The 12352-nt window shown below is 42.5% G+C and carries 13 protein-coding genes; 9 read left to right on the forward strand and 4 right to left on the reverse strand.

The genetic code is table 11. The annotated features are described in order from the left end of the window. Positions 1 to 9: 9 nt before the first annotated feature. From M2273_RS19085 to M2273_RS19095, 3 genes are all read left to right on the forward strand, one after another. Positions 10 to 1329, forward strand: coding sequence for an MFS transporter (locus tag M2273_RS19085; protein ID WP_429399356.1), 1320 nt, complete (start codon positions 10 to 12; stop codon positions 1327 to 1329). A 300-nt stretch (positions 1330 to 1629) separates the two neighbouring features. Further along, positions 1630 to 3486: a Fe-S protein assembly chaperone HscA gene (gene hscA, locus M2273_RS19090; protein ID WP_429399357.1), complete on the forward strand. Its 1857-nt coding sequence runs from the start codon at positions 1630 to 1632 to the stop codon at positions 3484 to 3486. Positions 3487 to 3518: 32 nt separating this feature from the next. Further along, complete coding sequence (locus tag M2273_RS19095; protein ID WP_429399358.1) at positions 3519 to 4523, forward strand: hypothetical protein; 1005 nt, start codon at positions 3519 to 3521, stop codon at positions 4521 to 4523. Between the two features lie 78 nt (positions 4524 to 4601). Here the strand turns inward: M2273_RS19095 and M2273_RS19100 are convergent, their stop codons facing one another. Both M2273_RS19100 and M2273_RS19105 read right to left on the reverse strand, forming a co-directional pair. Continuing rightward, positions 4602 to 5129, reverse strand: coding sequence for a DinB family protein (locus M2273_RS19100; protein WP_429399359.1), 528 nt, complete (start codon positions 5127 to 5129; stop codon positions 4602 to 4604). A 386-nt stretch (positions 5130 to 5515) separates the two neighbouring features. Then, a complete protein-coding gene (locus M2273_RS19105) occupies positions 5516 to 5806 on the reverse strand; it encodes a hypothetical protein (protein ID WP_429399360.1) in 291 nt (96 codons plus the stop codon). Between the two features lie 100 nt (positions 5807 to 5906). Here M2273_RS19105 and M2273_RS19110 point away from each other — a divergent pair, with 100 nt between their 5' ends. Next, positions 5907 to 7052 carry a tetratricopeptide repeat protein gene (locus tag M2273_RS19110; RefSeq protein WP_429399361.1) on the forward strand — a complete coding sequence of 382 codons (1146 nt, stop codon included), beginning with the start codon at positions 5907 to 5909 and terminating at the stop codon, positions 7050 to 7052. Here the strand turns inward: M2273_RS19110 and M2273_RS19115 are convergent. Continuing rightward, positions 7049 to 7633 carry a riboflavin synthase gene (locus M2273_RS19115; protein ID WP_429399362.1) on the reverse strand — a complete coding sequence of 195 codons (585 nt, stop codon included), beginning with the start codon at positions 7631 to 7633 and terminating at the stop codon, positions 7049 to 7051. The two genes, M2273_RS19110 and M2273_RS19115, sit on opposite strands and share 4 nt — an antisense overlap. Before the next feature lie 212 nt (positions 7634 to 7845). Beyond that, entirely contained in the window at positions 7846 to 8343 is a 498-nt protein-coding gene (locus M2273_RS19120) for an SRPBCC family protein (protein ID WP_429399363.1), read from the reverse strand. Positions 8344 to 8425: 82 nt separating this feature from the next. Between M2273_RS19120 and M2273_RS19125 the strand changes: the two genes are divergently transcribed. From M2273_RS19125 to M2273_RS19145, 5 genes are all read left to right on the forward strand, one after another. Further along, on the forward strand, positions 8426 to 8878 hold the full coding sequence (locus tag M2273_RS19125) for an NUDIX domain-containing protein (RefSeq protein ID WP_429399364.1): 453 nt from the start codon (positions 8426 to 8428) through the stop codon (positions 8876 to 8878). Positions 8879 to 9285: 407 nt separating this feature from the next. Further along, positions 9286 to 10260 (forward strand): ABC transporter substrate-binding protein, encoded by a 975-nt coding sequence (locus M2273_RS19130; RefSeq protein WP_429399365.1) that lies wholly within the window; start codon positions 9286 to 9288, stop codon positions 10258 to 10260. Beyond that, positions 10261 to 11130 carry an ABC transporter permease gene (locus M2273_RS19135; RefSeq protein WP_429399366.1) on the forward strand — a complete coding sequence of 290 codons (870 nt, stop codon included), beginning with the start codon at positions 10261 to 10263 and terminating at the stop codon, positions 11128 to 11130. It begins immediately after the preceding gene. Further along, positions 11127 to 11876: an ABC transporter ATP-binding protein gene (locus M2273_RS19140; protein ID WP_429399367.1), complete on the forward strand. Its 750-nt coding sequence runs from the start codon at positions 11127 to 11129 to the stop codon at positions 11874 to 11876. Before M2273_RS19135 ends, M2273_RS19140 begins: the two co-directional genes overlap by 4 nt. 33 nt (positions 11877 to 11909) lie before the next feature. Beyond that, positions 11910 to 12158, forward strand: a complete 249-nt coding sequence (locus M2273_RS19145; RefSeq protein WP_429399368.1) for a hypothetical protein — start codon at positions 11910 to 11912, stop codon at positions 12156 to 12158. The last annotated feature ends 194 nt before the right edge of the window (positions 12159 to 12352 follow it).

The following is a 12352-nucleotide window of genomic DNA, read 5'->3' on the forward strand; positions in this document are numbered from 1 at the left end:
AAAAGTTTCATGGAAGCAGCTAAAAATAATAAGAAAACCATTTGGGCCTGGGCCATGTTTGATTGGGCTAACCAGGCTTATAATATGGTTATTCTCTCTACCATATTCCCGGCTTATTATGTGGCCATCACCGCCAATAAACAGAATGGCGATATGGTAACCTTTTTTGGTCATCGATACATCAATACTGTACTTTCTACTTACATTTTGGCATTGTCATATCTCATTATAGTGGTTATGCTGCCTATATTAACCTCTATCGCCGATTATAAGGGGCATAAAAAGCTATATATGCAACTGTTCACCTGGATGGGAAGTTTGGCTTGTGCCGGTATGTTCTTTTTTACCATGAACACGTTTACATTCAGTATGATCTGTTATGGACTGGCATCAATAGGTTATTGCGGTGGTTTTGTGTTTTATAACTCATACCTGCCACAAATAGCCACTGTAGATCAGCAGGACGCGGTAAGTGCTAAAGGTTTCATATATGGTTTTGCGGGTAGCATTGTGGTGCAGGTGCTTTGTTTTGTGTTTGTATTGTCGCCCAAAACATTTGGTATTACTGATGATGTTGCTGCACGTTTATCATTTCTCATAGTAGGTATCTGGTGGATAGGTTTCTCGTTCATCGCGTTTTACCTGCTGCCCAAAGGACAGCCTAATGCAGATTCGCATCAATATAATGTTTTAACGGGCGGATTTAAGGAATTGGGCAAAGTTTGGAAGAAGGTAAAAGAACTACCTTTGTTAAAACGCTTTCTGCCAGCCTTTTTCTTTTATTCGGTAGGGGTGCAAACCATTTTGCTGGTTGCTGCTAATTTTGGGGCCAAAGAGTTAAAAATGCCGGAAGAAGACCTGATCGCAATCATCCTGATCATACAGGTTGTAGCCATCATCGGCGCGGCTATAACGGCAAAAATGTCGGCCAGGTACGGTAATACCAAGGTATTAGCAGGTATAGTAGGTATCTGGTGCCTTATATGTGGGAGCGTTTACTTTGTAGCAAATGCGCACCAGTTTTATGCGGCTGCCGTTATAGTAGGATTGGTTATGGGAGGTGTGCAGTCGCTGTCGAGGTCAACGTTTTCCAAATACATTCCTCAGAATATTCCGGATACGGCTTCGTATTTTAGTTTTTATGATGTTACCGAAAAGCTGTCTATTGTGGTAGGCTTATTCACCTTTGGCTTTGTAGAGGCTTTAACCCACGAAATGCGCGACTCGGCTCTGGTACTTGATTGCTTTTTTGCAATCGGCCTGATATTGCTGCTGTCATTAATAGTGGCTGAAACCCGGGTTAAATCGGCTGAATCTGTAGCGGTGTAATTGTCTGAACCGGGATTTGGAGGGATTAAGGGATTGCCCGGATTCAATAAAATTTTGTCATTCTGAGGAGCGAAGAACTATATCTTGAACACAGTGAAAAATCTATTTACCGATATACATGTTCACGAATAGATACTTCGTTCCTCAGGATGACAAATACGGTTGGTACCCATTAATCCCTTAATCTGTTTAATCCCGGTTCAGACAAAATCCCGATTCATACAAAAAACATAATTCGAGATTGAAAAGACACACCATCAATCAAAACTAAGTACATTTGCGGCTTGTTAAGTTAATACGATGGCTAAAGTTTCTATCAACCTGGCAACAGGTTCATTACAAAAAGAAGATATTATTGTAGGTATTGATCTGGGTACTACAAACTCCCTTGTGGCGTTCATCAACCCGGATAAAAACCCGCATGTAATTAATGATACAGGCAAAGGTGTTTTAGTGCCTTCAGTAGTGCATTTTGGCCCAAGCGGCGATATTTTGGTGGGTAATGAGGCCAAAGAATTTTTAGTTACCGATCCTCAGAATACCGTTTTCTCAGTTAAGCGTTTGCTTGGCCGCAGCTACCATGATATTGAAAATTATAAAGATTTTTTCTCGTACAAGGTTATTGATGATGATACCGAAAGCCTGGTAAAGATTAAAGTTGGCGATAAGTTTTATACACCGATAGAGCTATCGGCCCTGATATTAAAGGAGCTGAAAGCCCGTGCGGAGCACGCCCTAAAAACCCCGGTAAACCGTGCGGTTATTACGGTACCTGCATATTTTAACGATTCGCAGCGGCAGGCCACACGTGATGCGGGTAAATTGGCCGGTTTGGATGTATTACGTATTGTAAATGAACCAACCGCCGCGAGTTTAGCTTATGGTATAGGTCTTGACCCCGAGGAAACAAAAACTATAGCCGTATATGACCTTGGTGGTGGTACGTTTGATGTATCTATACTGCAAATACAGAACGGTATTTTTGAAGTGCTGGCAACCAATGGCGATACTTTTTTAGGTGGTGATGATTTTGATCGTATCATTGTTGATTACTGGATAGAAAAAAATAACCTGAACAAGGCCGAAATTATAGCCAATAACGAGCTGGCCCAGCAATTGCGTCTTAAAGCCGAAGAAGCCAAAAAAGCATTTGCCCATCAAAGCCTGTTTAACGAAAAAATAGGGGATATCTGGTGCACCCTTGACCGTAACACTTTTGAGGAGCTGATATTACCCAAGGTACAGCAAACCATTACCTGCTGCCAAAACGCGCTGAAGGATGCTAAACTGGCCATCAGCCAGATTGATGAGGTAATTATGGTTGGCGGCTCTACACGTACAGCGTTGGTGAAAAAAATGGTGGCCGAATTTTTTGGTCGCCCGGTACATGATGATCTGAACCCTGATGAAGTGGTTGCCCTGGGCGCTGCTATACAGGCTGATATTTTGGCCGGTAATCGTAAAGATATTTTATTGCTGGATGTTACCCCGCTTTCTTTAGGTATCGAGACCATGGGCGGTTTAATGGATGTCATTATCCCGCGTAACTCTAAAGTGCCTACCAAAGGGGGCAGACAATATACAACCTCGGTTGATGGACAGGTGAACATGAAAATTGCCGTTTACCAGGGCGAACGTGATCTGATCAAAGAGAACCGTAAACTGGCCGAGTTTAATCTGAAAGGGATCCCCTCCATGCCGGCTGGTTTCCCCAAGGTGGATATTAACTTTTTGCTGAATGCTGATGGTATACTTACCATACAGGCCATTGAACTGCGCTCGGGCGTAAAGCAGGAGGTGGAGGTAAAACCCACTTATGGCATTACTGATGAGCAGGTGGAGCAAATGCTGATGGACAGCATAACCTACGCAAAAGACGATGTAAACCAGCGTATGCTGATAGAGGCCCGCACCGAAGGCGAACAAATGGTTTACACTGTGGAGCGGTTTTTGCAAAAGAACGGCAGCTACGTTACAACTGAGGAAACCGAAAAAACCAATGAGCATCTGACGGCTTTAAAAGCTGCTATAGCCACTGGCGATAAGGATCTGATATTGAAGCGTATTGACGAAATAAATGAATTTACGCGTCCGTTTGCTGAGCGCCTGATGGATCAGGCTATTAGCACGGCTATGCGGGGCAAGAGTATTGAATAATATACATTAACATCAAATTAAACTTTATAAAATTGAAGAGAATCAAAACGGGACTTGCATTGTTAACAGTTACTGCTGTTTGTTTAATTGGTTCTTTTAATAAGGTTTACGCAAATAATATTTCTAAGGATACCACCCTTAAAAGCATCCCGGTACTTGATACGCTACAGTACGATTCTTTAATGAAACGGCTGGCCAATGGCGATAAAACTGGCCGCTGGCCGGTTAAAAAAGCACCTTATCCATCACCCGGCGCTATTTTGCCATTCAACAGGGTGGTTGCTTATTATGGTAATATGTACTCCAAAAACATGGGCGTACTGGGCCAATATGCTCCAAAAGAAATGTTAGCCAAGTTAAAAGCCGAGGTTAAGGTATGGGAGGAAGCCGATACACTTACACCGGTTGTACCCGCACTGCATTACATCTGTGTTACTGCCCAGGCCGATGCCGGCCGCAATGGCTTGCATAATTTGCGGATGCCTTTTAGCCAGATAGATAAGGTATTGGATATGGCCAAACAGATCAACGCTATCGTGTTTTTAGATATACAGGTTGGTTTTAGTACCGTACAAACCGAATTGCCGCTATTGGAGAAATACCTGCGTATGCCCAATGTACATTTTGGCATCGATCCTGAATTTTCAATGAAAGAGGGGAGTGTACCCGGTAAACGCATCGGCACATTTGATGCCGACGATATTAACTATGTAACCGGCTATTTAAGTTCCTTAGCTAAAAAATATAACCTGCCACCTAAAATTTTTGTAGTGCACCGTTTTACCAAACGCATGGTAACCAATTATCAGGATATCAAACTACGCAGCGATGTACAGTTTGTAATGGATATGGATGGCTGGGGCGGCCCCGAACTAAAAAAAGGCACTTATAAATATTTTATAACCCAGGAGCCGGTACAGTTCACAGGTTTTAAACTGTTTTATAAAAACGATATTAAAAATGTGCCTCACCGTATGCTTACGCCCAAAGAGGTTTTAAGCCTGAAGCCTGCGCCTATTTACATACAATATCAGTAGTCGGCAGGTAAAAAAATATAATACAAAAGGCCCGGTTTCAATAGCCGGGCCTTTTGTATTAAATGCTTTCGAATATTTTTAAAATAACATTTCCTGAGGTGGCGTTACCCCTTTTAAACGCAGATAAACTGTAGCTTGCCCGCGATGGTGAGTCTGGTGTTCAAAGGCTTTCCCTAAAACAGTGGCTTTTGACAGATCTTTACCGGCAATTTTCATGGTTTCCTGTAGCTGTGCCGGGGTCATGCCCTGTATAGTGCTGATCACAAAATCATAACTGTCCATTACCGCTTTAGTAGTAGCTGCCTTTGTTTGCTCAATAGTTTTTTCGGCTGATGTTTTTCCAAGCGGACTTGGTTTGCCGCTTACGCCAGAGATGAAACCATAATTGGCGTCAGCTAAGTGCAGCATTTGTCCCGCAAACGACCTCATTTCAGGGGTTGGCTTAAAGCTGTAACCATCATCGGGCATGGCATCAAGGTAGGCTTTGGTGTAGTTTTTGGCACGCTGCCATTCGGCAACCATTTGGTCGTTGGTAACCTGGGCACACACCGTTGCACAGGCGAAAACAGTTACCATGAAGGTAAACAGCAAGGTTAGTTTTTTCATGATTTAATAGTTTTAAGATTGGTTAATTTGGTTATGGATACTAAGTTATTAAATTAACCTGTTGTGATTTAGATATTCATGAAAATTTTTAATTCCCCTGATGCCATTTCGACCGGAAGGAGAAACTATCTCTTGAGGGAGGTGAAAAATGATATATGATAGGTAGATCCTGCGTATAAGATTCCTCCTCGTACCTCGTTCGGAATGACGTATCTTTTCTTTGATTTGTCATTTCGTATCTTGGGCGATAACAAAAAACTATCTCTCGACCGGAGGGAGAAATCTTATGCGACAGATATATTTGCCGCTATGCAAGAGTCCCGCTTGCGACAGCGAGCGACGAAAAGGCAGTAAAAAAATAAGCCCCCAATCCGGGGGCTTATTTTTTATAATTTGTTAATAGCATCCTGTTCCTTTAGTGCCTGAATATTGTTACTGTCACTATAATTAGTGGTCTGGTTTGCAAAATCAGCAAGGATGCTGACTATGTTGTCCAGGTTATCAGATACGCGCTGGTGCATATCGGGCAGATCTTTTTCCAGTCTCTTATCACCCAGTTCCATGTTGTCTACCTCTATTTTAGCAAGCTTGGTGATAATAGCTTGCTGACTATTTTTCAGATCTTCTAATTCATGGACAATTTTCTCCATCAGTCCAAACTTCTTTAACTTATCCATAGTGTTTATTTTTTTAATTTATAGTATACCTCATTAACCCCTAACAATAAAAATTGTTTAAAATTTGTATATATCATCTATAACTAATAATTTAGTTTATATGAAACCGGTATTTATCTTTTCTTTTTTAATGTGTTCCATCACATCGTTATTCGCCCAGCAATCGTCTGCTGCAAATGACTCTTTATTGCTCGATTATTACCAAAATCAGCGCTTTGCAGAAGCCGCCGATTATCTGAAAAAAACATACCCCGAACCGGTAAGCAATGTACAGGTGCTGGGCAAGTTGGCTTATACATCGCAAATGGCCGGGCGACTTCCCGACGCGGAGGGATACTATCAGCGTATATACGATACCGACTCCACCAATACCGTGGCCTTGTTTAGCCTGGGCGCGATTAACCTGCGCCGGGGTAATAATGCAAAGGCCGAAGTTTATTATAAAATGATAGCCAAAAAAGACAGTACTAATTTTCTGGTGTACAAGCAACTGGGCAAAATTGCCGGTGATAAAGCTGATTTTGGAAGCATGATCTATTATTTGCAGAAGGCCAATAAAATTAATCCGGCCGAGCCTGATGTAGCTTCTGATTTGAGCGACTTGTATGTAAACCTGAAACAATACCCCGCGGCCGAAAAAGTACTGAACGGTGCCATTGCCCAGGACCCCGACAACATGATCTTATTACAAAGCCTGCTTAAACTGGTTTCATCGCAGGATAAGTTCGAAGAAACTAAAAATACCTGTTTAAAATTGATAGACCTGGGTAATCATTCGGGTTATGTGTTAACCAAACTTGGGGTGGCTTATTACAATCTCAAAAACTACGCCTGCAGTGTCGAAACCTTTGCCGATATCCCGGGTTTGGAGCAATCAGAAACCAGTTTTTACGTAGCCGCACTGGCATATAAAGCGCTTAAAGATCAGCCCAAAGCCATCCAGAGCCTCGACAACGCCATTAAGGAAGGTATATCATCTAACATCGGCGATTATTACACGGAAATGGCCGATAGTTACGAGGTGCGCAAAAAATATCAAAAAGCTGTTTGGGCTTATCAAAAGGCGTTACAATTTTCGGAGAAACCGATACTATATTATCTACTGGCTTCGGTTTACGATACCGACCTGAAAAACAAGCAGCTTGCCTTAAAGTACTATAAAAAATACACAGCCAGCAAACCACCCGAAAAGCAGCAAAAGTATATTAGCTATTCCAAATCAAGGCTTAACGAACTGGCGCGTTAACGCTGCATTAACCGGGCTACGTATTTGCCAATAATATCAAACTCCAGGTTCACTACTGATCCTTCGCGTACATTATGGAGGTTGGTGTGCTCAAAAGTATAAGGTATAATGGCTACCGAAAAACTGTTGGCCCGGGAGTTTACCACGGTTAAGCTGATGCCGTTAATGCAGATAGAACCTTTTTCGACAGTTACATTACCGGTAGATGCATCATACTCAAATGTATATTCCCAGCTGCCGTCAAGTTCTGTAAATACGGTGCAAACCGCGGTCTGGTCAACATGACCCTGTACTATGTGTCCATCAAGACGGGCATTCATTTGCATACAGCGTTCCAGGTTTATGGGTTCGCCAACTTTCAAATGCCCCAGGTTGGTTTTGTTCAGTGTTTCTTCAATGGCGGTAACGGTATGCAAGCCATCAGCCAGCGCCACCACAGTTAAACAAACGCCGTTATGCGCTACCGATTGATCGATCTTTAACTCATGCGAAATGGCCGACTCAATAGTGATATTTAAATTGCCCTGATCTTGTTGCAGATCAGCCACTTTACCTAAAGTTTCTATAATTCCTGTAAACATATGTCTCCCGGCCCCCTAAAGGGGGAGTTTTTTGATTGAGGGCAAAGCTAAATATATTACTGTTGTTTTTTGTCAGGATAAAATGAAATTCATTTTTAAAAATGAAGTCATGCCGAACGTGTTTCGGCATCTCATTCGGAATGCTATAAAACATGTCGGTTAACTCATCCTGTGGGATGCCGAAACAAGTTCGGCATGACGGCGTTATTATTTTATTTAAAACTGGTAAACAGGTCCACCCTTTTATTCCGCAGATCCTTGCCGCCTTCAATTACCGATTTTAGGTTTGTTAAATAAAATGTCCACCCAATTTGGCATTGCACGTAAAGGTTTTTTGCGGGGTCGTTTTCCACAGGGATATTTTCCTGGGTCAGTTCAATTAAGGTCAGGCCATATTTATTCTGAATATCAATGGTAACTATGCTGCCGCCCGAAAAGGTGAATTTGAGCAGATCGGAGCCATTGTTTTCCAATACCTGTCCATATTCTACAGTTTCATCACCGTAGCCATGCCAGTACCAGGAATAAGTATCTTCTTTTTTAATAAATTCATCCTCGTCGCGCTGCCGCCCGGCTATGGCACAAAAAATGGCTTTACGTAAAAACCAGCTCTCGAGCCCGGCGGGGGTGGCCCAAGCTTCGTAAATACTGCGAACATCTGTATTAAAATCAGCAGTTAGTTTAAATTTTGTCCACCTGTCGTCTGTCATATGTGCTATTAAAAAGTATTAGGTTGTCATAAAAATAACAATAAAACATTGTGCTTTTATTAACTTGCTTTAAATAATAATTATGCGCAAACAAAGTGCCGGAATACTGTTGTACCGCAGGGTTGCAGCCGAACTGCAGGTTTTCCTGGTGCATCCCGGCGGCCCGTTTTTCAGGAATAAGGATGATGGCAGCTGGTCGATCCCCAAGGGTGAATTTTTAGAGGATGATGACCCACTGGATGCTGCTAAACGTGAATTTGAAGAAGAAACCGGACAGGCTATTACCGGCAAATTTATCCCCTTAAAACCCATCACACAAAAAGGCGGTAAAACCGTGCAAGCCTGGGCCGTTGAGGGAGATATTGATCAGACGACCATCAACAGCAATCATTTTGAAATAGAATGGCCCCCGCGTTCTGGCAAACTACAATCATTTCCTGAAGTGGATAAAGCAGATTGGTTTGATGTGGATATTGCAAAAATAAAGATCAACGCGGCGCAGGCTGGGTTGATAGAAGAGTTGGTATCACTCTGAATTTCTTCAGTCAGGCGCCCCCGCAGTCGCTCGGCTGGAGCCCATAGGTGTTCGGAAGAATTATTTCTATAAAAATTTGTCATTTCGAAAAAGCATGGGGTGGCAAGGGCACGGGGGCGAAAGAGAAACTATCTCTTGAGCGATAGCGAAAAATCTTCTACGTAATGCAAAGCGAATTTGGAGGTCGTATAAGATTTCTCCTCGTTCCTCGTCGAAATGACAACGTTTTTATTTCTTCTGAACACTTACGACCTGGAGTCGGGCGACTGCAAAGAGATTAATTGCAACGAATACTTCGCGGCAAAAACGGGAAGAGTATCTACCCAAATATGGGGATATTGGTCAAACTAATTTCACCTTTTACCGTTCTGTTGTTACCTTTAGCGTTAATCACATAATTTAGTACAATGAAGTTTCTAAAATATATACCCGCTGTTTTTTTGCTTATATCTATAGTATCATGCAAGCCCAAACCCAAATCAACCGCTGTACCTGTGGTTGGTTTTGTGGATGCTTTTGAGGATGCTACCATAGCGCAAGCCCGTACCGGATTTACCGACGCTTTGAAAAAGGAGGGCTTTAGCGAGGATAAAAAAACGGTACAGATAGAATACCGCAACGCCCAGGGCAATATCCCTACGCTTACGCAGATCGTGAACTATTTTATTTCTGAAAATGTAGATCTGCTGGCCACCAGTACTACTTTGGCAACGGTAACTGCCTTGCAAAACACCAAAACTATTCCGGTTTTTGCTATGGTATCGCCGGTTCCTGAGCGTATGAAAGTAGTCGACGCAGGTGGCAAGGCACCTGCCAATCTTTTTGGCGCACTTGAGGATCTTAACTATATTGATACTTCATTTTCTATCATCCCCAAACTGCTTAAACCCAAGGGAGCCAAGCTGGTGATCGGTATGATCTATAACCAGTCAGAACCACAATCAACAGACGCACTTAGCCGCATCAAATCATTGGCCGAAAAACAAAATGTAACTATAGTTGCCTTGCCAGTCAATACATCGGCCGATGCGCAGCTGGTTACGCAATCGTTATTAAGTAAAAATATCGATGCCTTTTTTGCTAACCCGGATAATACGGTTTTTGCCTCGTTCGAGACCATATTGAAAAGCTGCAATGAAAAGAATGTCCCGATATTTACAAGTGAGGCGGGCCTGGTACAGCGCGGAGCGGTAGCTGCTTTTGGTGCCGATATTTACCAATGGGGTTATCAGGCTGGCGAGCAGGCAGCATACTTTCTTAAAAATCACAAAACCGATGGCTTAACGCCTCAGATGGTGAGGATCAGGAAGCGGGTGTATAATCCTGCGGCTGCCAAAAAGTATAAGATTACTATCCCGTCAAATTTCGAGGCTGTTAAATAAATGGATTTTTACCTTACCGCTTTACTACAGGGGCTTTGCTTTTCGGCACTCGCGCTGGGTATCTATATCTCCATGAAGATATTTAATATACCAGATATTACTACCGATGGCAGCTATACGCTGGGTGGGGTGGTTACCGGTACGTTACTTACACATCATCAGTCGCCCTATATTATTTTACCGGCAGTGATCATTGCGGGCGGCATAGCCGGGGCGTTAACAGGGCTAATCCATACCAAATTAAAAATAAATGCGCTACTGGCCGGTATCCTGGTCATGACGGCGCTTTATTCAGTGAACCTTACCATCATGGGGCGATCAAATTTGCCCCTCATCAATGTGCCATCGCTGTTTTCGTTACTGCATGTAGTTACTGATCCTAATCAGAACACCTTTTGGATACTGGCCGTATTCGTTATGGTGATCACTTTTTTAATTGGTTACCTGCTCAAAACAGATTTCGGGATAGCGATGCGGGCAACAGGCAACAGTGAATCGATGATAAGGGCTTTAGGGGTAAATACCGATCGCATGAAAATTACCGGCCTTGCGTTGGCAAATGCGCTTACTGCGCTTAGCGGTTATTTGATCGTACAGTTTCAGGGCTTTGCCGATATCAGCATGGGGATAGGCATTGTGATAGTAGGGTTGGGCTCAGTTATCATTGCCGAAACCCTGATCAATTGGTTCCGGATTACCAGTGTATGGCTTAGTTTGATATTGGTGCTGGCTGGTGCAGTGGTATTTCAATTGGTTTTGGCCTTTACTTTAGCTATTGGGGTTGATGCCAATCTGCTTAAAATAGTTACTGCCGGTTTTGTATTGTTAATAGTCAGTTTACCACGTTTATCATTATTAAAAGCATCATGATAGCTATTAACGATGTTCATAAAGTTTTTAATAAGGGTAAGGCTAACCAGGTAAACGCGGTTAACGGTATCACCCTAAACATTACAGACGGCGAATTTCTGGTGATCGTGGGTTCCAATGGCTCGGGTAAAACCACGCTGCTAAATCTGGTGGCTGGTAGTGTATTCCCGGATGCAGGCAGTATCAGCATTGATAATACCGATGTAAGTAAACTACAAGATTATAAACGAAGCCAGTGGATTGCCCGTGTTTTCCAGAATCCCATGAGCGGTACCGCATCCGATCTGAACATTTTGGACAATTTCAGGTTGGCGGCCATACGTACCAAAGCCAAAGGTTTATCCGTAGGTATTAATGATAAATTTAAACAACAGGTAAGGGAAAAGATTGCCACCCTGGGCATGGGACTTGAAACCAAGATTGACCAGCCAATGGGCACCCTTTCTGGTGGGCAGCGCCAGGCTTTAACACTGTTAATGAGTGTGATGGATAGTTGCAAGGTATTGCTGCTGGATGAACCCACCGCCGCGCTCGACCCACGATCAGCCGATGTTGTGATGCGTACGGCTGATAAACTGATCACTGATTTTAAACTGACTGCCATATTGATCACCCATAACTTAAAGGATGCTTATAATTATGGCACGCGCGTTATACAGATGAGCGAAGGACTGGTATTAAGGGACCTGAACAACAAACAAAAGTCAGATTTAAAGCAAAATGATCTTTTTGATTGGTTTAGCTAAAAAATGGCAAAGTAATTGTATGGTGATGATCCTATGAAAAACAACAATTTTGAAACCATAAACGATGCTTACCAATTAGTAAGCGGCGCCAAGATAAAAGGAAAAAAACAAGACGAGATATTTGAACTGGGCACGTACGATGCTTTAAAAAGAGGGTATACCCTGTACCCTTTGGAGCATGGAATTAAGTATGATGATTTCAGTGTGATCGTATCAGAAAAAGAATTGAAGAACAACTTTCTGATAGAAGGTACAAAAGCAAATGCTGCTATAGCTGCGTAAGCTAATAAATCAACAGCCTGCGCTCGTTACAAACGAGCGCAAGTTAGATTGCTTTAATTGCTTTATTTGTAGAGACGCATCACATGCGTCTCTTTCAAGCAGTTCTATGTCAACTTCTTGCTATGCATTTGTTTTCTCGATCAATAAGTGTAAATTTGTAAAAAAATAAATGATGCTGTTTAATAATTCATTCT

Origin of the sequence: Mucilaginibacter lappiensis (genome assembly GCF_050433765.1) — a bacterium.
GTDB lineage: Bacteria > Bacteroidota > Bacteroidia > Sphingobacteriales > Sphingobacteriaceae > Mucilaginibacter > Mucilaginibacter lappiensis_A.

Coding starts and splice junctions, on each gene's coding strand:
- M2273_RS19085 (WP_429399356.1), top strand. CDS start 10: ATGGAAGCAGCTAAAAATAATAAGAAAACCATTTGGGCCTGGGCCATG.
- hscA (WP_429399357.1), top strand. CDS start 1,630: ATGGCTAAAGTTTCTATCAACCTGGCAACAGGTTCATTACAAAAAGAA.
- M2273_RS19100 (WP_429399359.1), bottom strand. CDS start 5,129: ATGAAAAAACTAACCTTGCTGTTTACCTTCATGGTAACTGTTTTCGCC.
- M2273_RS19105 (WP_429399360.1), bottom strand. CDS start 5,806: ATGGATAAGTTAAAGAAGTTTGGACTGATGGAGAAAATTGTCCATGAA.
- M2273_RS19110 (WP_429399361.1), top strand. CDS start 5,907: ATGAAACCGGTATTTATCTTTTCTTTTTTAATGTGTTCCATCACATCG.
- M2273_RS19115 (WP_429399362.1), bottom strand. CDS start 7,633: ATGTTTACAGGAATTATAGAAACTTTAGGTAAAGTGGCTGATCTGCAA.
- M2273_RS19120 (WP_429399363.1), bottom strand. CDS start 8,343: ATGACAGACGACAGGTGGACAAAATTTAAACTAACTGCTGATTTTAAT.
- M2273_RS19125 (WP_429399364.1), top strand. CDS start 8,426: ATGCGCAAACAAAGTGCCGGAATACTGTTGTACCGCAGGGTTGCAGCC.
- M2273_RS19130 (WP_429399365.1), top strand. CDS start 9,286: ATGAAGTTTCTAAAATATATACCCGCTGTTTTTTTGCTTATATCTATA.
- M2273_RS19135 (WP_429399366.1), top strand. CDS start 10,261: ATGGATTTTTACCTTACCGCTTTACTACAGGGGCTTTGCTTTTCGGCA.
- M2273_RS19140 (WP_429399367.1), top strand. CDS start 11,127: ATGATAGCTATTAACGATGTTCATAAAGTTTTTAATAAGGGTAAGGCT.
- M2273_RS19145 (WP_429399368.1), top strand. CDS start 11,910: ATGAAAAACAACAATTTTGAAACCATAAACGATGCTTACCAATTAGTA.